The following is a 17899-nucleotide window of genomic DNA, read 5'->3' as shown; positions in this document are numbered from 1 at the left end:
CAGACCCCGCAACCTGACGAGTTCCACACACCTGTCGGCGAGAGTCGACCCATGATCGCCAACCCGCCCCGGCCCCTGCCCCGCCCCCGGGCCCTGCTGCTCGCCGCATCCCTGCTGCTCACCGGATGCGGCGGCGCCGCGGCCCCCGACGGAGCCGGGGCCGGGGCCGACGGCGCACCCCCCGACCCCGCAGCGGTGAGCGCCGCGCCGAGCACCCCCGCGCCCGGGGCCGCCGCCCGGACCGTGCCGCAGCGGATACCGGGCCTGGGGCCGAGGACCTGGTCCCAGGTGCCGGGCGACGCCCGGCAGGCGGTCGTGGTGACCGGCCGCGGCAAGAACTCCCCGCTCTCCGCCGTCGTCCTCTACCGGCGCACCGCGACCGGCTGGCAGGCCGGCGAGCGCCGGCCCGCGCACAACGCCCTGCGCGGCTGGACCGACCATCACATGGGCGGCGACCTGCGCTCGCCCATCGGCGTCTACACCCTCAGCGACGCCGGTGGCCTGCTGCCCGACCCCGGCACGAAACTCCCCTACGACCACGGCAGGGGCTTCCGCTCGCCGGGCACCGGGTTCGAGGGCGAGTCGCTGGAGGGCTCCTTCGACTACGTCGTCGCCATCGACTACAACCGCACGCCCGGCGTCTCCCCGCTCGACTGGACCCGCCCGCTCGGCGCGGGCCGCGGCGGCGGGATCTGGTTCCACGTCGACCACGGCGGCCCCACCCACGGATGCGTGAGCATCGCCGAGCGCCACATGAGGGAACTGCTGCGCACCCTCGACCCCGCCCTGCACCCCGTGGTCGTCATGGGCGACCATGCCTCTCTGGCCCGCTGAGGAAGACGGAGTAGTCGCGTGTGCGCTCATGTACTGGTGGCCGAGGACGACGCGATGCAGGCCGAGCTCATCCGCCGCTCGCTGCTCGCCGAGGGCCACACCGCCACCGTCGTGCACGACGGCTCCGCCGCGCTGGAGGCGGTACGGCGGGACCGGCCGGACCTCGTCGTCCTCGACCTCATGCTGCCGGTCGTCGACGGGTTCGGGGTGTGCCGGGTGCTGCGGCAGGGCGACGACGACATCCCGGTGCTCATGCTGACCGCCCGCGCCGCCGAGGACGACCTCCTGCTCGGCCTCGAGCTCGGCGCCGACGACTACATGACCAAGCCGTACAGCCCGCGCGAGCTGATGGCCCGCATCCGCACCGTCCTGCGGCGCAGCGGACGGGCCGGCGACGACCGGCGGGACGGCCCCGTCGTACGGGCCGCCGGGCTCACCGTCGACCCGGAACGGCACGAGGTGCGCTGCGAGGGCGAGCCGGTGGAATGCACACCGGCCGAGTTCCAGATCCTGCTGGCCATGGCCGCCGAACCCGAAAGGGTCTTCTCCCGGCGGCAGTTGCTCCAGTGCACCCGCGGCTTCGACCGCTCCTCCACCGAACGGGCCGTCGACGTGCACATCATGAACCTGCGCCGCAAGATCGAGGCCGACCCGCGCAAGCCCGCGCGGCTGCTCACCGTGTTCGGCGTCGGCTACAAGCTGAGCGGCGGCCGGCCGTGAAGCGTACCCGGATACCGCTGCGCAAACGCCTGCTGGTCCGGCTGCTGAGCGCGTCCGTCCTCATCGCCGTGTGCTCGGTGGCCGCGACCGCCTGGCTGGCGGTGACCACCACGACCCGCGCGCTGCGGGAGGAACAGGGCCAGGCGCTCGCCGACGACATGGACATCCTCGCGCGGCTCAGCGGCTACGCGGCGACCCATCCCGAGTGGACCGGCGTCCAGGACACGGTCCGTGAGCTGTCCGCGAGGACCGGCAGGCGCATCGCCCTCACCACGCCCGACCGCACCCTGCTCGCCGACTCGGCGCCGCGCGGCACATCGCTGCCGCCGCGCGCCGCCGCCACCGTCGACCCGCTGCGCACCGACACGTACACCGAGCGCGGCGCCCAGCTCAGCGGCACCGATCCGCGGGCGGTGGGCCCCTACCGGCTCACCTCCGGGGAACGCGGCGAGCTCGACGCCGCCGCCCATGACCGGCAGGCGTGCTTCGCCCGGTACGGCGTCGAGACGACCGTGACCCGGACCCCGAGCGGCCGCCCGGTGGTCGAGGACGCCGACGGCACGACCTCGTCCGGCTATGTGCCCGACGAGTGCGCGGACGGCCGGCTCAACACCTCGATGCCCAGCGAGGAGAAGGCGCTGGCCGCGCTCCAGGGGCACGCGGCCGGCTGCCTGACCCGCGCGGGCCTGGATCCCGGGACGCCGCTGTTCTTCGGCCTCGGCACGACCGGCGTCCTCGGCCGGGACGCGACCCCCGGGCCCGTGTTCGGGAAGGCGCGCGGCGCCAAGGCGGTGCGGGCGGCGCAGACCTGCCTCGAGGAAGGCCGCCGCGTTCAGCTCGATCCGTACGTGGCCCCCGTCGCCGAACTGTTCCTGGGCGGCGGGGACACCGGCGCGCAGCCCCGCTGGGACATGTCACCGGCCAACAAGGCGAAGGTCGTCGGTGTGGCCGGGCTGGTGCTGGCCGTCACCGTCGCGGTGAGCGCCCTCGTCGCCACCCGTCTCGTCCGCCCCCTGCGAGCCCTCACGGAGGCCGCGCAGCAGCCCCCGGACCGGCACGCGCGGGTTCCCGTCACGACGCGGGACGAGACCGGCATCCTCGCGGAGGCGTTCAACGACCTGGCCGAACGCAGGGAACGGCTGGAGGCGCAGCGCAAGGCCCTCGTGGCGGACGTGGCCCACGAACTGCGCAGTCCGCTCACCAACATCCGGGGCTGGCTGGAGGTCACCCGCGACGGTCTCGTCGAACCCGACGCCGAACTGCTCGGCGCGCTGCACGAGGAGGCGCTGGTCCTGCAGCGGGTCATCGACGACCTGCGCGACCTCGCCGCCGCCGACGCCGGCACCCTCCTCCTGCACCGTGAACCGGTGCCCGCCGACGATCTGCTCGCCCAGGTCGCCGCCGCGCACCGGGTGGCCGCCGACACCGCCGGGGTCGCCCTGCGCACCGGGACCGACGACGCCGTGTGGCTGGACGCCGACCCCGTGCGGCTGCGGCAGGTCCTCGGCAACCTCGTCGCCAACGCCGTGCGCCACACCCCGGCGGACGGCACGGTCACGCTGACCGCCCGCCGCGACGGCGACCTGGTCGTGCTGGAGGTCGCCGACACCGGCACGGGCATCGCCCCCGAAGATCTGCCGCACGTCTTCGAGCGGTTCTGGCGGGCGGAGAAGTCGCGGAGCCGGCGCACCGGCGGCAGCGGGCTGGGTCTGCCGATCGTGCGCCAGCTGACGGACGCCCACGGTGGCACGGCCGAAGCGGCCAGCACCCCCGGCGAGGGCAGCGTGTTCACCCTGCGGCTCCCCGCCGCGCCGCCGCCGGGAGACGGCTGAGGCGTCAAGGCCCGTTCCTCCGACCCGTGTTCACGGTCACGAACTGCGTCGCGCCTTGATGCGCCGCTTGAGGGCGCGGCGTTGCGTCTCGCTCGTGCCGCCCCACACGCCGAGCGTCTGGTCGGTCTCCATGGCCCACTCCAGGCACGCCTCCTGCACGGGGCAGCGCCGGCAGACCGTCTTCGCCTGTTCCTCCTGCATCAGTGCCGGGCCCGAGGTGCCGATCGGGAAGAAGAGGTCCGGGTCCTCGCGGCGGCACGCGGCGTGCTGTCGCCAGTCGTCCATCGAAGTCACCTGCGATCTCTCGTCTGTGATGTTCCGGATGGTTGCTCCTGATCGGGTCACCGGCGAGGCGGAAGCGAAACAGGGCGCGCCCGGAAAGTCGTTCACTGCTCCCGGAGCCCCCACGGCGAGCCGTACTCCGTCAGCAGGTCGAGGAACGGCCGGGCCGGGAACGCCTCGGGTCCGAGGACGCCCGCCCCCGACCATGCGCCCGTCGCGAGCAGTTCGAGGGCGACGACCGGGTTGACCGCCGTCTGCCACACCACGGCCTGGCTGCCGTACTCGGCCATCGACCACTGGTTGTCGACCACGTGGTACAGGTACACCTCGCGGGGCGCCCCGTCCTTGACGCCGCGCACCCAGGTTCCCGCGCAGGTCTTGCCGTGCATGAGCTCGCCCAGCGTGGCCGGGTCGGGCAGACAGGCGGCCATCACGTCCCGGGGCGAGACCCGCACCGGTCCCCGCTCGCCCGGCACCGTCACCGGCGTGGTGCCGTCCAGTCCCAGGCGGTGCAGCGTCTTGAGCGTCTCGACGAACTCCGCGCCCAGGCCGTACTTGAAGGTGACCCGCCCCGCCTTCACCCAGCGCGGCACGAGCAGCACCTCCTCGTGCTCCACGTTGACGCACTCCACCGGCCCGATGCCCTCGGGGAAGTCGAACACCTCGGGCTCGCTGAAGGGCGCGGTGGTGAACCAGCCGCGGTCGGCCTCGTAGACGACCGGAGGGTTCAGGCACTCCTCGATCGTGGTCCAGATACTGAAGGAGGGGGCGAAGTCGTAGCCCTCGACGGTGAGGTTCGCGCCGTCACGAACGCCGATCTCCTCGATCTCGTCGAACAGCTCGTCGGCCGCGTACCGGGCGAAGACGTCCGAGAGACCCGGCTCGACGCCCATGCCGACCAGCGCCAGGGCGCCGGCCGCCGCCCAGTCGTCGGCCTCCGCGAACTGCGCGTCGCCGAGCTTGACGCCGCACTCCTCGTGCGGCCGTTCCGGGTGCGGGCGGGACAGCGACATCGCCATGTCGACATAGGTGGCGCCGGCCGTGCGCGCCGCACCGAACAGCGGCATCACGAAACGCGGGTCCGTGGCGTTGAGCAGGACGTCGCAGCGGTGACGGGCGAGCAGGGCCGCCACGGCCGCCTCGTCGGCGGCGTCGATCCGCTCGGCGAGGAACCGCTCGTCGCCGTCCACAGCGGCGACGGCGGCCTCGGCGCGGGCGGGGTCGTAGTCGGCGACCACCATCGCCTCCAAGAACGGACGGCGGGCGGCGATGCGGGTGACGGCGGTGCCCACACCGCCGGCGCCGACGAGCAGAACACGCATGAGAAGAACTCCCTCGGCTGAACCTGAGAACGACGGGTGCGAAGCGGGCCCGGCTCCGATACAACGCCCGGGGCTCGCGTAAGGTCAATGGCGTTGGCATAAGGATGGAGCCCGCGGGTGCGGGCGTGACGGCGACAGGCCGAAGGGAGCGTCGGGGCGAATGGCCAAACAGGTAGTGCCCGAGGAGAGGCGGCGCAGACGCCGGCCCACCAGGAGTGGCACGGTGCTGTCCGAGCGGCTCATCGTCGAGGCCGCGCTGCGGCTGCTGCGCGAGCACGGCAGCACCGGACTCACCGCCCGCCGCCTCGGCCTCGCCCTCGACTGCGACCCCAGCACGCTCTACCGCTACTTCCGGGGCATGGACGACCTCACGCTGGCCATCGGCGACGCCCTCATCGGCGAGGCGCTGCGCGGCTGGCGGCCGACGGGACAGTGGCGGGCCGACCTGCACGCCGTCGGCGTGCGCATCCACGCCGCCTATGTCGCCCACCCGCAGGCCGCCCAGCTCACCACGAGCCGGGTGACCGGCCGGGCCAACGAACTCGCCGCCGACGAGGCCGTGTTGGACGTGCTGCGCACCGCCGGCTTCCCGCTGCCGGAGACCGTGCGGATCTACCACGCCTTCATCGACCAGACCCTGGCCTTCGCAGCCCTGGACGCCGCGGCCCTGGCCCTGCCGAGGGCCGCGCAGCGCGCCGACGAGGGGATGTGGCGCTCGACCTACGCCCGGCTGCCCGCCGAGACCCACCCCCGGATCGCCGAGGCGGCCGCGTTGCTGTCGACCCGCATGGTGACCAGCGCCTACCCGACCGCGCTGGAGATGCTGCTGGACAGCGCCCAGACCCGGCTGGCGACCCTGCGCGAGCACGGACCCGCCGAGTCGTGACGGCCCGCCGGGCCCCGGGTCCGAGCCCTGGCGGCCCGCCGCCCCTTGAGTGCGGCCCCGCCCTATGGCTGGCCGGCCATGGGGCAGGCGGCCACTCCTGCGCCGCTGGTCGGCTAGTGCCGTGGTGCGTCCCGGCGGGGAGGGTGCAGGGTCTCGGCCGCCGTCGCCGCCACCGCGTCCGCGACCGCTGCCAGGGCGGGCGAGTCGAGCCGCCACTGCTGCCAGTACAGGGGGACGTCGAGGGGCCGGCGCGGGGCGAGGGAGAGCAGCCGACCCGTCCGCAGCGACGCTTCGGCCTGTGCTTCGGGGACCATGCCCCAGCCGAAGCCCGCGACGACCGAGGCCACGAAGCCCTCCGAGGTCGGCACGGCGTGGCGCAGGGCGCTCGCGCCGCCCGCCCCGCGCCGCAGGCCGCGCACGAAGGCGTCCTGGAGGTCGTCGCTGCGGTCCAGCGTCATCACGGGCGCCCGGGGCAGGGTCTCGCGCAGCGGGCCGTCGGCGAGATGGCGGGCCGCGAACTCCGGGCTCGCGGCGGCCAGATAGCGCATCGTGCCCAGTGCGCGCACGGAGCAGCCGGTGACCGCGTCGGGCGACGAGGTCACCGCGGCCATCACCAGACCCTCGCGCAGCAGTTCCGCCGTGCGCGTCTCGTCCTCGCGGTGGAGTTCGAAACAGAGCGGCGGCTCCCGCGGCACCCGGGACAGGGCGGGCAGGAACCAGGTCGCGAGGGAGTCCGCGTTCACCGCGACGGTCACCCGGGTGGGCTCACCCTCCGCGCTCATGCCCAGCTCGGACCGCGCGTCGCGCTCCAGCCGGGCCAGCTGGCGGGCGAACCGCACGACGATCTCCCCGGACTCCGTCGCCCGCACCGGCTTGGTGCGCAGCAGCAGCACCCGGCCCGTGCGCTGCTCCAGGGCCTTGACCCGCTGACTGACCGCCGACGGCGTCACATGCAGGGCGGCGGCGGCCGCGTCGAAGGTGCCCTCGTCCACCACGGCGAGCAGGGTGCGCACCTGGTCGAGGGGCAGGTCCGTCATCACGTCGTCATCACGAACGCTGATGATACGTAAGAATCTTTAGCTGTACGCACGGTGATCGCCTCCCTAGCGTGGACGGCATGTCCCACGCTCTCGCCGCCGCGACCGCCGGGTTCGGCACCGGTCTCTCGCTCATCGTCGCCATCGGCGCCCAGAACGCCTTCGTCCTGCGCCAGGGGATCCGGCGGGAGGCCGTCCTCGCCGTCGTCGGGATCTGCGCCCTCTCGGACGCCCTGCTCATCGCGCTCGGTGTCGGCGGGGTGGGCGCACTGGTGACGGCCTGGCCCGGCGCGCTGACCGCGGTCGCCTGGATCGGCGGCCTGTTCCTGCTCGGCTACGGGGCGCTGGCGGCCCGGCGGGTGTTCCGGCCCTCGGGCGCGCTGGTGACCGGGGGCGGCCCGGCGGGCTCCCGCCGGCGCGCGGTCCTGACCTGCCTGGCCATGACCTGGCTCAACCCGCACGTCTACCTCGACACCGTCTTCCTGCTCGGTTCGGTCGCCGCCGACCGCGGTCCGCTGCGCTGGACCTTCGGCCTCGGCGCCGCGCTCGCCAGCGTGTGCTGGTTCGCCGCGCTGGGCTTCGGGGCCCGGCTGCTCGGCCGCTTCCTGTCCCGGCCCTCGGCCTGGCGCGTCCTGGACGGCCTGGTCGCCGCCACGATGATCGTCCTCGGCGTGACGCTCGTCGCGGGGGCCTGAACCGCCCGGAACCCGGGCCGGGGGAGTTGCGCACCGGCCCGGTCGGCGGGAGGGCCGGCGAGGCCGTGTGGCGGGCGTCGGGAGAACAGTGGCGTCCGACTGCTGAGATCGCTCGTCCAAAGGGCGGCATAACCCCGCCAGGTACTGGGATAGTGACCCCGGACCCGAAAGATGTATCGAGCAACCAGGATTCGCGTGGACACGAGCGAGAGCGGCACCGCAGCAGAGGCCGAGGAGACCGAGCCGAGCCCGCGAGGCCGCCCCCGGCCCGGCTGGCGCCGCTGGGCGATGGACACGCGCCCGCTGCGCCGGCCGGCCTACCGGAGATTGTGGTCCTCCACGGTCGTCACGGCGGTGGGCAGCCAGCTCACCGCGGTCGCCGTGCCCAAGCAGATCTACGACATCACCGGCTCCTCCGCCTGGGTCGGATACGCGAGCCTGGCCGGACTGGCGCCGATGGTGCTCTTCGCGCTGTGGGGCGGCGCGGTCGCCGACACCGTCGACCGGCGAAAGCTGCTGCTGGTCACCAACAGCGGCATCGCCGTCACCTCGGTGCTCTTCTGGCTCCAGGCGGCGGCGGGCCTCGGCTCGGTGGCCGTGCTGATGCTGCTGCTCGCCACCCAGCAGGCGTTCTTCGGCCTGAACGCGCCGGCTCGCAACGCCTCCATCGCCCGGCTGGTCCCCGCCGGCGAACTGGCCGCCGCCAACGCCCTCGGCTCGACGGTCATGCAGACAGGTCTGGTCGCGGGCCCGCTGCTCGCCGGCGCCCTGATCCCCGTCATCGGTCTGCCGGAGCTGTACCTCCTCGACGCCGTCGCGCTCTGCGTCACCCTGTGGGCCGTGGTCCGCCTGCCCGCGCTGCCGCCCGCGGGGACCGCGACGGTCCGGCGTGCGGGAATCCGGCAGATCGCGGAGGGATTCCGCTACATCGCCCGGCACAAGGTGCTGCTGCTGTCCTTCCTGGCCGACGTCATCGCCATGGTCTTCGGCATGCCCCGCGCCCTGTTCCCGCAGCTCGCCGCCGAGACGTACGCCCCCTACGGCGAGGGGCTCGCCCTAGGCCTGCTGTTCGCCGCGATCCCCGTCGGCGCGGTGGCGGGCGGACTGCTGTCCGGCACCTTCTCCCGGGCGCGCCGGCACGGCTGGATGGTCATCGGCGCGGTGGTCGCGTGGGGCGCGGCGATCGCCGGCGCCGGGCTGAGCGGCAGCCTGTGGTTCGCCGTGCTGTTCCTGGCCTGTGCCGGCGTCGCCGACATGGTCTCCATGGTGTTCCGCGGGGCGATCCTGCTGTCGGCGGCCACCGACGAGATGCGCGGCCGTATGCAGGGGGTGTTCACGGTCGTGGTGGCGGGCGGCCCGCGGCTGGCGGACGTTCTGCACGGCACGGCGGGGGCGGCCTTCGGGCCCCGCACGGCCGTGACGGGCGGCGGTCTGCTGGTGATCGTGGCGATGCTGGGCCTGGCGGCCGCGGTGCCCGCGCTGCGCCGGTACCGCCTCTGACCCGGGGAGCCGGGCGGCGCGTGCCGCTACAGCACTCCGCGCCGGTGCGTCCCGTACTGCTCCATGAGCTTGCCCCGGGTCATCTCCAGCCGGTGCGCGAGGATCTCGGCCACGATCCGCACCAGCGTCAGGCCGAGCGCCGGGTCCTCCTCGCACAGCTTGAGCACCGGCTGCGCCTCGAACTCGTAGGCCCGTACGGGGCTGAAGGCCTCCGCGCCGAAGTCCCACCGGTACGGCGGGAACAGCCACGACCATCCGAGCAGGTCGCCGGAGCCGAGGCCGGCCACGGTCACGCGGCGCAGCGACGTCACCTGCTGGACGAGCGAGACCGCACCGGAGCGCAGGATCCAGAAGCGGTCGGCCGTACCGCCCGCCTCGAAGATCCGGGCGTCCTCGGGGAAGGAGACCTCGCGGGCGAGGGTCATCAGGCGCTGGCGCTGGGGCGGGGGAAGGGCGGTCAGCAGCTTGGTCGCTCTGGTCATGGCGCGGGCCTCTCGCCGGCGGTCGTCGGGGGTGCTTGCCTCTTCCATTTCAGCCGTTCGGGACGCCCCGGGCACCTCGGCGGAGGGGGCTTTCCGGGTTCGGGCAGAGAAAAGCCCTGGCTGGACGGGGGAAGCCAGCCAGGGCGGTACGAGCGTGGGGCGCGGGGGAGAAGTGAGTCGACCCCGACCATCACGTATGTATGAACGGTAAACCATTCGCAGGGATTTGGCACACCAAAAACCCGGTTGCGTGACCTGCTTCACCTCATCTGCCGCCCGGGCGGCCTCAGTTGACGTAGGCCGGGTGGCGGTCCCGGACGCCGCCGGCCAGGTCAGGTCCCTTCTGGCGACCGGCCGGGGACCACGATCTCGTCCAGCACCCTGAGCACGGCCTCGTAGGCGATACCCCGCGTGCGGGCGTCCCGTGCCCCGTCCGCGTCGGCGTCCGCGAGATCCGCGCCGCGGGCCCGCCAGGCCCGCACCTCCTCCTGCGCGCAGGTCCTGGCCCGCTGGATGCGGCGCAGCAGTTCGTCCGAGTCCACGACATCCATCATGTACGCCGTCTACCCCGGTCGGGGTGGACGATTGCTCCCCGTCCGGGAGGTTTGGCGTCGAGCGGGGCGGCCAGCCGAAGAGAAGAGGACCACGCGGTGCGGTCCGGCGCAGGCGGGGCCGCCGTTCCGGGACCCGGACCGCCGGGGCGAGCGGGCCGCCTCCCGCCTCGCCGAGGCCGGGCGGGCGCCTCACCGGCCGACGGGCCCGCCGCCCGCCGCCCGTCGGCCGGCGACGCCGGACCGCGGTGCACGGTCCGGGCCGCCTCGACGGCACCAGGGACCCGGCGGCGAAGGGCGAGCACCACGGTCCGCCGGAGAGCCGGAGAGCCGGAGAGCCGGAGAGCCGGAGAGCCGGAGAGCCGGAGAGCCGGAGAGCCGGAGAGCTCCGGGAGTGCCGGGGCGTCGTCGCCGCCGGCCCGAGTCCGACGGCCGTCACGACGGCAGCGGGTCGGGGCGACGGCTCGCTCGTCGGCCACCATCACTCGGCTACAGCCAGGGGAGCGAAGGGATGCGTACGAACTACTCCAGCGACTTCGTGGACACGCCGGACAACCCGTTCCGGTGCGGGGACGGCGAGTGGTGCCGACCCGCCGACGTCCGCAATGCCGTGCGACGGGCGGTGGTCGGCCGATGCGGGGCCACCGGGTGCCCGTACGACGAGGAGGGCCTCTCCGACGCGTTGCTCGTCGCCTCGGAACTCTCCACCAACGCCATCCTCCACGGGGGCGGCATGACGGGATTCGACGTCGACGTGGACGGCCGCGCCGTGCGGGTCTCCGTCAGCGACCGCAGCGACCGACTGCCCGTCGCCGTCGACCCGTACGACGAACGGGGACGAGGCCGCGCGGGCGGCCGCGGCTGGCCGATCGTGTGCCGGCTGGCCCGCGACGTCCGGGTGGCCGATCTGCCCTCCGGCGGCAAGCGCATCACCGCCGTCGTGCCGGTGTTCCGACCCGCCGGCCGGCCCTCCGGGGGCACGGCCGCGGACATTCCGTGAGCGGGTTTCGGGCGGGCGGAGTTTGCGCCCCGGGGGGCAGGGCAGACGGAGGTTCGTGCTTCGGACCGGAGGCGCGCCGTCGGGAGCGGTATGTCCGCCCCGGGGCGCCCCGTGCGCTCCGGGTGGCGGAAGCCCTCTCGTCGTCTGTCCCTGAAATGACCGTTCAGGAGCGAATCCGCATGCCTATCGACATGTCGACAAGCCGTCACGATGTCACGGCTTCCACCCCTGCTCAGCCCAGTGCGCGGCCCACCGCGCAGACGACCGCCCAACTGCGCCGCACCCATGACGACGCGCCCGACACGGCAGGCCGGTTCGCCCGGCTCGTCGCGCTGGAGGCCGGGCCGGAACGGGACGCCCTGCGCGACGAGATCGTCACCGCTTGGCTGCCCATGGCCCACCGGATCGCGGGCCGGTTCCGCGACCGCGGCGAGGCCACCGAGGACCTGCGGCAGGTGGCCGCTCTCGGCCTGGTGAAGGCCGTCGACCGCTTCGACCCCGAGCGCGGCGCCTTCGAGAGCTACGCCGTACCCACCATCACCGGTGAGATCAAGCGCCACTTCCGTGACCGCATGTGGGCGCTGCGCGTGCCCCGCCGCGTGCAGGAGCTGCGCAACAAGGTGCGCGTCGCCCGCCGGGAACTGGCCCAGGCCCCCGGCGCCCCCGAGCCCTCGGTCGCCGACATCGCCGCCCACACCGGCCTCACCGAGGACGAGGTCGCGGCCGGCCTGGAAGCCCTGGAGAGCTTCAGCACCCTCTCGCTGGACGCCGAGCTCCCGGCCGGCGACGACGGGTACAGCCTCGCCGACACCCTCGGCGCCGCCGACTCCTCCTTCGACACCGTGGTGGACCGCGAGTCCGCCAAGGAGGGTCTGCGGCGGCTGCCCGAACGCGAACGCGCCATCCTCTACATGCGCTTCTTCGAGGACATGACGCAGAGCAGGATCGCCGACCAGTTGGGCATCTCCCAGATGCACGTCTCCCGGCTCATCAGCCGCAGCTGTGAGCGGGTGCGCCAGGAGGCGCTGCGTTGACACGGCAGAACAGCCGTCCCCTCACCGCCGGGTGCCGACCGAAGAACGGAGAGAAGAGACCCATGCTGATGCCCCATCCCGCCGTCCTGCGCAAACTCGTCGACGAGTACGAGGCGTTGAGGGAGGTCGGCGCCGGCGAGCAGCATCCGCGGGCCCGCGACCTCGCCTACACCCTGTGCGTGTCCACCGGGACCCGGGACGTGCGACACGCGCTGGAGACGGCGCGCCAGTGGCTCGACGCGGCTTCGGCGGCCGACGCCGCCGGACGGCACACCGACGACGGCCCGCGCGTGTACGCCTGAGCGGCCGGAAAGGGCAGGCGCACCACGGCAACGGCCGCGGTGCGCCTGCCCGTCTGTGCGCCTGCCCGCCTGTGACGCCTGTCTGTGCGGCTGTGTCTCTGTGCGCCTGCCTGTCTGTGCGCCCCTTCGGGTGCGCCTTGGTGGGGGCGCCTGCGTGGGGTGCGCCCGCCCCGTCGGCCGGCGGGTGTGTACGGCCCGAGCCGGGGCATGCGGATCTCGCGAAGTTCGGGGAGGATTCCGGGAGGTCGGGATGAACACGAGTGCACTGGCGCGCAACGGGCGGGCCGAGGCGGAGCGGGCGGCGCGGGGGTCGCTGACCAGGGGGGCGGCCCGGGCCGGGCTCGCCGCGCGGGGTGTGATCTATCTTCTGGTGGGCGTGATCGCCCTGCAGATCGCCTTCGGCGAGAGCGGACAGGAGGCCGACCGCCGCGGCGCCCTCGCCGAGATAGCGGAGAAGCCCTACGGTGCCGTACTGCTGTGGGCGCTGGGCGTCGGACTGGTCGGCATGGCGCTGTGGCGGCTGTCCGAGGCCGTCTTCGGCGGGGCCGGCGAGGACGGGCGCAGCGCCAGGAAGCGGCTGACCGCGCTCGCCCGGTGCGCCTTCTACTCCTTCGTCGCCTACTCCGTGCTGGAGTTCGCTGCCGGTTCGGGCGACGGGGGCGGTTCGAGCGACGAACAGTCCCGGGACGTCACCGCCCGGGTGCTCGACCTTCCCGGAGGCCAGTGGATCGTCGGCGCGGCCGGCGTCGGGATCGTCGTCGTCGGCCTGTGGATCGGCGCCCGCGCCGTCATGCGGTCCTACCGCAAGCGGCTGCGGCTGGGGGAGATGTCCCCGGGGATGCGGCGTCTGGTGGACGTCACCGGGGTGGGCGGCGGCGCGGCCCGCGGGCTGGTGTTCGCGGCCGCCGGGGCGTTCGCCGTGCGGGCCGCCGTGGACTACCGGCCCGACAAGGCCAAGGGCCTCGACGACACGCTGCGTTCCTTCGCCGGCACCCCCGCCGGGCCGGCCCTGCTGGCCTGCGTCGCCGCCGGGCTCGTCCTCTTCGGACTGTTCTCTTTCTGCATGGCTCGCTGGCGCAAGGTCTGAGGGCCGCCTGCCGGGGAACACGGACCAGATGAACGAAGCAGAGTTCCCGCGCGACGGACGGCCCGTGGACATGTATCTCGACCTGCTGCGCGTCCGCATGGACAGCGACGACTACCAGCTCCTGCTGGAGGTCGTCGCCCCGGCGCTGCGCGCCCTCGACGAACAGCGACCCGAAAGCATCGACTTCGCCCTCGACCCGCAGGAGACCCAGGACCTGCCGCAGGAGATCCGCGACGAGGCCGCTCTGGTCATCGCCACCGCGGTCACCGGCCGGCTGGACAACCAGCTGGTGGAGATCCAGGTGGACGGCACCGGCCCGGTCCGGGTGGTCACCGACGCGGTCACCGCGTCCGACCCGTCCCGTCTCGCCGAGATCGCCGGCTGCATACAGCAGCGTCAGAAGGACACCGAGGCTCTGCGGGGCATCGCCGCGGCCAGCGGAATGCCCACCGACTTCTGAGCCCGGCCGGGCCCGCCGCAGCAGTCGGCGGGGCCCCGGCCCGTCCCGGCCCGCCCTCACTTCGGCGCCGTCACCGGCGTCCCGAGCGGGCGGGCGAGGCCCACCACCGCCTCGTCCAGGCGCTGGAGATGCCGCAGCACCCGGTCGGTCACCCGCCCGTAGCGCGGCGTCCCGGGGACGCCCGGCTTCAGCAGCGCGGCGACGCTCGGCCCGGCCAGCACCTGCGCCGTGCTCCGCTCGTCCGTGACACGCGCGTCGATCGCCCCGATGTTGTGCACGATGCGCGCACCGGCCCGGCGCAGCCGCGGGTCCGCCGCTATCGACGGATGGGTCGGCAGCAGTTCCGCCGTCGCCGCCAGGGACCGCGCGTGGTAGGCACAGGTCTCCAGCAGCGCGACGACGTAGCGGGCGGTGTCCCGCCGCGACCGCAGCGGGGTGACCGGGTGGGTCAGCGGCTGGGTGGCGGCCCGCAGATCGGCCAGCGCCTGGTCCAGGTCCCGGGCCTGCTCCAGCAGATCGACCGGGGGAGCGCCGCTCAGCTGTTCCACGGCCGCCTCGGTGACCCCGCTCAGCCGCTCGAGCACGGTCGCCAGCAACTCGTTGGTCCGCCGGTCCGTGCGCACCGGCAGCACCAGCGCCGCCGCGACGATCCCGCACGCCGCCCCCAGCGCCGTCTCCTCCACCCGCAGCACCAGCACCGACAGGCTGTAGGTGTGCAGCAGCGTGTACAGCACACCGAGCGCGGCGGTCACGAAGAACGACATGAGCGTGTACGACAGCGGCGCCGTGTAGAACATCGCGAACACGCACAGCAGCACCACCGCGAACGCCGTCCACGTGTGCCGGCCGACCAGGCCCGCCAGCACGATGCCGGCCACCACGCCGAGCACGGTGCCCAGCAGCCGCCGGTAGCCCTTGACCAGGATCTCCCCGGTGGAGGACGTGTTGATGAACACGATCCAGCAGGTCAGCACCGCCCAGTACCAGCGGTGCGCGGAGAGCAGCTCGCCGCCGAGGATGGCCAGCGAGGACCCGACGGCGACCTGCACGGCGGCCCGGGTGGTCGGCCGCCGCAGCCCGGTGACCTCGTCCGACGGGGCCTCGTCCTCCTCGGCGCCGCCGATCGCCGCGTCCTCCGCGTCGAGCTCCTCGCGGGAGCGGGCCGTCTCGGGGCTGTCGGCGGACTCGTCCTGCGGCCCGTCGAGCGCGGTCCGCAGGCCCAGCACCGCGCGCGCGGCCTCGCCGACGCCCCGGAAGACGTCCTGCACGGGAGGCGGCGCCTGCGGCAGGTTCTCCTCGTCCCGATAGCCGAGCAGCCGGTTGCGCACCTGCGACAGCACGGTGCCCGACCCCGCCTCGGCGGGATGCCGCACCAGCAGCCGTAGCGCCCGCAGATCGTGGCGGAGGGTGTCGAGGGCCTCGTCGCGCACCGGCAGCCGGGTGGCCTCGGGCAGCGGCGCGCCGGGCAGGTGCAGCGTCAGGGTGTCGGCCCGCTCGGCGCTGCGGGCGGTGAGCAGGAGCAGCCCCAGCCGCTCGGCGGCGATCTCGGCGTCGGCGATCCGGCGCTGCACCAGGCGGGCGACCGTCTCGTCGGGCGTGCCCTCCGCCAGCCGGCCCTGGATCATCATGGCCGTCTCGTGCAGCCGGGCGGTGCCCTCGCGCACCTGGTCGAGGGCCTTCTCCGCGTCGTCCGGGCCGGCGTCGAGCAGGTCCAGCTGGGCGTCCAGCAGCTGGGCGAGCCGCGCCCGGAACGCCTGGCGCAGCCGTTCCAGAATCCCGGACGGCGTCTGCCGTACGAGCAGGAACCGGACCGTCGCGCTGCATGCGAAGGCCACCGCGACGACCCCCAGATAGCCGGGCAGGGACGAGGTCCCGATCCCGACGAACAGGGCCATGAAGTAGACCTGGAAGCCGATCAGCCCGAGCGCGGTCCCCCGGTCGCCGAACCGGCGGCCGTAGACGGCGCAGAAGATCAGGGCGATGAAGAAGAAGTCGCCGGCCACCGTCCGGGAGGTGAGCAGCGCCGCCAGCGACACCGAGGCGAGCGCCACGGGCAGGCCCAGCGCCAGGGTGACGGCCTGCCGGCCGCGCTCCTTCTCCCGGACGGCGAAGGTGGCGACCATCGAGGCGATGGCGCCCGCCACCAGATGTGAGACGTCCGCGCCCAGCAGGGAGAGCACGGCCAGCGTGAGGGCGATCGCGCCGACCGTGCGCAGCCCCGCCGCCAGTCGCAGCAGACCGGGATCGGACGCGGCGACCCGATCTGGCCACCGGGCGCCGAACGACCGTGCCGCAGCTCTCACGCCGTCGTACTCTCCTGCCGTGCGGATGTCAGGCGGTTTCCGGGCCGGCCCCCTCGACCCGGGCCCGCACCTGCTCGGGCGTCAGATAACTGTCGGTGTACTCGAAGTCCTTCAGTTTCGCGGTCCGGCGCGCCTGGAAACCGGTCCGGACGAAATCGTCGCCCGCGACCGCGTTCAGCGTCCAGTTGGTCAGGACCCGTGCCTTGGCGACGCCGGTGCGCAGCGCCGACCAGTGGTAGCCGCGCGCCACGGCCTGCGCGGGCAGCCCCCGCAGTTCGATGCCGAGCGGCTTGGAGACGGCGTCGGTGCCGCCGAGGTCGACGACCAGACCGAGGTCCTTGTGGACGTACGGCCGCATCGGCCGGCCCCGCAGCGTGGCGATGACGTTGTCGGCGACGACCTTGCCCTGCCGCATGGCGTGCTGCGCGGTGGGCGGGCAGACCGCGCCCTCTTCGCCCTTGGCCCGGTCGGGCACGGCGGCGGCGTCCCCGAGCGCGAAAACCCCGTCGTTCCCGGGCAGGTTCATCTCGGCCCCGACCACGAGCCGCCCGCGCTGCGTCTCCGCGCCCAGCGTCGCGATCAGCGGGCTCGCCACGACGCCCGCCGTCCAGATGAGCGTCCGGGTGGGGATCACCCGCCCGTCGGTGAAGGTGACCTCCTCCGGGCCCGCCTTGGCGATCGACACGCCCAGCGAGATGTCGATGCCGCGTTTGCGCAGCACTTCCTGGGCGCTGCGGCCCAGCTTGTCGCCGAGTTCCGGCATCAGCTTCGGGGCGATGTCGATGAGATGCCACTTGATCAGGTTCGGGTCCAGCCGCGGATAGCGTTTGACCGCGTTGTGGGTGAGCAGTTGCAGACAGGCGGCCGTCTCGGTGCCGGCGTAACCGCCGCCGACGACCACGAACTGCAGCCGCGAGGCCCGTTCGGCGGGGTCGTTGCTGGCGTCGGCGAGGTCGAGCTGGGTGATGACGTGGTCGCGGATGTACGCGGCCTCCGCCAGGGTCTTCATCCCGAACGCGTGGTCCGTCAGCCCCGGGATGTCGAAGGTGCGGGTGACGCTGCCGGGAGCCAGCACGATGTAGTCGTACGGCTCGTTCACGATCTCGTCCGTGATGGTCCGGATGACGCAGACCTTCGACGCGAGGTCCACGCCGATGGCGCCGCCCGGGATGATGCGGGTGCGGTACTTCTTGCTGCGACGCAGCGATACGGCGATCGACTGGGGGGTCAGCACGCCTGAGGCGACCTGCGGCAGCAGCGGCAGATAGAGCTGATAGGCGAACGGTGTCACCAGGGTGATGTCGGCCTCCGCGGTGGAGAGTTCGCGTTCCAGTCGCCGAACGCACCCCACCCCCGCGAAGCCGGCGCCCACCACCAGGATCCTGGGTCGTGTCACGATGTCCATCCCTTTCTGCGGCTCCAGGCGGTCTGCCCCGACGTCATGCGCGTGCCCCGCCCCGGGCCGTTCGCACCTGATCGATACCACCGCGCCCGGACCGGTTCCGCCAGTCGGGGCGAGGCATGCAGACGAACGTTTCTCCTGAGGTCAGCGTCGTACCCCTCGAGGGACCT

General features: G+C 73.7%; 18 protein-coding genes. 11 read left to right on the top strand and 7 right to left on the bottom strand.

Features of this window, described 5'->3' with window-relative positions; translation table 11 throughout:
- The first annotated feature begins 51 nt into the window (after positions 1-51).
- From QF032_RS03120 to QF032_RS03110, 3 genes are read left to right on the top strand one after another with little or no spacing between them, the layout of a single operon-like run.
- On the top strand, positions 52-834 hold the full coding sequence (locus tag QF032_RS03120; RefSeq protein WP_307054788.1) for a L,D-transpeptidase family protein: 783 nt from the start codon (positions 52-54) through the stop codon (positions 832-834).
- Positions 835-852: 18 nt separating this feature from the next.
- The gene (locus tag QF032_RS03115; RefSeq protein ID WP_307039761.1) at positions 853-1554 is read left to right on the top strand and encodes a response regulator transcription factor; all 702 of its coding nucleotides are present in this window, start codon (positions 853-855) and stop codon (positions 1552-1554) included.
- Complete coding sequence (locus QF032_RS03110; protein WP_307054787.1) at positions 1551-3386, top strand: sensor histidine kinase; 1836 nt, start codon at positions 1551-1553, stop codon at positions 3384-3386. The genes QF032_RS03115 and QF032_RS03110 overlap by 4 nt, the downstream gene beginning before the upstream one ends.
- Before the next feature lie 36 nt (positions 3387-3422).
- Here QF032_RS03110 and QF032_RS03105 read toward each other — a convergent pair whose 3' ends face one another.
- Entirely contained in the window at positions 3423-3671 is a 249-nt protein-coding gene (locus QF032_RS03105; protein ID WP_307039757.1) for a WhiB family transcriptional regulator, read from the bottom strand.
- 101 nt (positions 3672-3772) lie between these two features.
- On the bottom strand, positions 3773-4990 hold the full coding sequence (locus QF032_RS03100) for a saccharopine dehydrogenase C-terminal domain-containing protein (RefSeq protein WP_307054785.1): 1218 nt from the start codon (positions 4988-4990) through the stop codon (positions 3773-3775).
- A gap of 160 nt (positions 4991-5150) precedes the next feature.
- Here QF032_RS03100 and QF032_RS03095 point away from each other — a divergent pair, with 160 nt between their 5' ends.
- Positions 5151-5876 (top strand): TetR/AcrR family transcriptional regulator, encoded by a 726-nt coding sequence (locus QF032_RS03095; RefSeq protein WP_307039752.1) that lies wholly within the window; start codon positions 5151-5153, stop codon positions 5874-5876.
- 113 nt (positions 5877-5989) lie between these two features.
- Here the strand turns inward: QF032_RS03095 and QF032_RS03090 are convergent, their stop codons facing one another.
- Complete coding sequence (locus QF032_RS03090; protein ID WP_307039750.1) at positions 5990-6913, bottom strand: LysR family transcriptional regulator ArgP; 924 nt, start codon at positions 6911-6913, stop codon at positions 5990-5992.
- 80 nt (positions 6914-6993) lie between these two features.
- On the opposite strand from QF032_RS03090, the gene QF032_RS03085 reads away from it, so the two are divergent.
- A complete protein-coding gene (locus QF032_RS03085; protein WP_307039748.1) occupies positions 6994-7608 on the top strand; it encodes a LysE/ArgO family amino acid transporter in 615 nt (204 codons plus the stop codon).
- A 195-nt stretch (positions 7609-7803) separates the two neighbouring features.
- Complete coding sequence (locus QF032_RS03080; RefSeq protein WP_307054782.1) at positions 7804-9108, top strand: MFS transporter; 1305 nt, start codon at positions 7804-7806, stop codon at positions 9106-9108.
- A gap of 26 nt (positions 9109-9134) precedes the next feature.
- Here QF032_RS03080 and QF032_RS03075 read toward each other — a convergent pair whose 3' ends face one another.
- Both QF032_RS03075 and QF032_RS03070 read right to left on the bottom strand, forming a co-directional pair.
- Positions 9135-9590 (bottom strand): cyclic nucleotide-binding domain-containing protein, encoded by a 456-nt coding sequence (locus QF032_RS03075; protein ID WP_307039744.1) that lies wholly within the window; start codon positions 9588-9590, stop codon positions 9135-9137.
- A gap of 332 nt (positions 9591-9922) precedes the next feature.
- Entirely contained in the window at positions 9923-10144 is a 222-nt protein-coding gene (locus QF032_RS03070; RefSeq protein ID WP_307054780.1) for a hypothetical protein, read from the bottom strand.
- 508 nt (positions 10145-10652) lie between these two features.
- Here QF032_RS03070 and QF032_RS03065 point away from each other — a divergent pair.
- The 5 genes from QF032_RS03065 (at position 10653) to QF032_RS03045 (ending at position 14024) form a co-directional block, all read left to right on the top strand.
- Positions 10653-11141, top strand: coding sequence for an ATP-binding protein (locus QF032_RS03065; protein WP_306955112.1), 489 nt, complete (start codon positions 10653-10655; stop codon positions 11139-11141).
- 179 nt (positions 11142-11320) lie between these two features.
- Positions 11321-12175: a SigB/SigF/SigG family RNA polymerase sigma factor gene (locus tag QF032_RS03060; RefSeq protein ID WP_307039739.1), complete on the top strand. Its 855-nt coding sequence runs from the start codon at positions 11321-11323 to the stop codon at positions 12173-12175.
- A 62-nt stretch (positions 12176-12237) separates the two neighbouring features.
- Positions 12238-12477 (top strand): DUF5133 domain-containing protein, encoded by a 240-nt coding sequence (locus QF032_RS03055; RefSeq protein ID WP_307054779.1) that lies wholly within the window; start codon positions 12238-12240, stop codon positions 12475-12477.
- A 250-nt stretch (positions 12478-12727) separates the two neighbouring features.
- Positions 12728-13564, top strand: a complete 837-nt coding sequence (locus tag QF032_RS03050) for a DUF1206 domain-containing protein (protein WP_307054777.1) — start codon at positions 12728-12730, stop codon at positions 13562-13564.
- Between the two features lie 28 nt (positions 13565-13592).
- Positions 13593-14024, top strand: coding sequence for a hypothetical protein (locus QF032_RS03045; protein ID WP_306955119.1), 432 nt, complete (start codon positions 13593-13595; stop codon positions 14022-14024).
- Positions 14025-14080: 56 nt separating this feature from the next.
- Here QF032_RS03045 and QF032_RS03040 read toward each other — a convergent pair whose 3' ends face one another.
- Positions 14081-16327: an FUSC family protein gene (locus QF032_RS03040; RefSeq protein ID WP_307039733.1), complete on the bottom strand. Its 2247-nt coding sequence runs from the start codon at positions 16325-16327 to the stop codon at positions 14081-14083.
- Between the two features lie 28 nt (positions 16328-16355).
- Complete coding sequence (locus QF032_RS03035; protein ID WP_307039731.1) at positions 16356-17732, bottom strand: NAD(P)/FAD-dependent oxidoreductase; 1377 nt, start codon at positions 17730-17732, stop codon at positions 16356-16358.
- Between the last annotated feature and the right edge of the window lie 167 nt (positions 17733-17899).

This window comes from Streptomyces achromogenes (assembly GCF_030816715.1).
Taxonomy (GTDB): domain Bacteria; phylum Actinomycetota; class Actinomycetes; order Streptomycetales; family Streptomycetaceae; genus Streptomyces; species Streptomyces achromogenes_A.
Note: the sequence above shows the minus strand (reverse complement) of the source record. Positions and strands in the feature narration are given on the sequence as shown.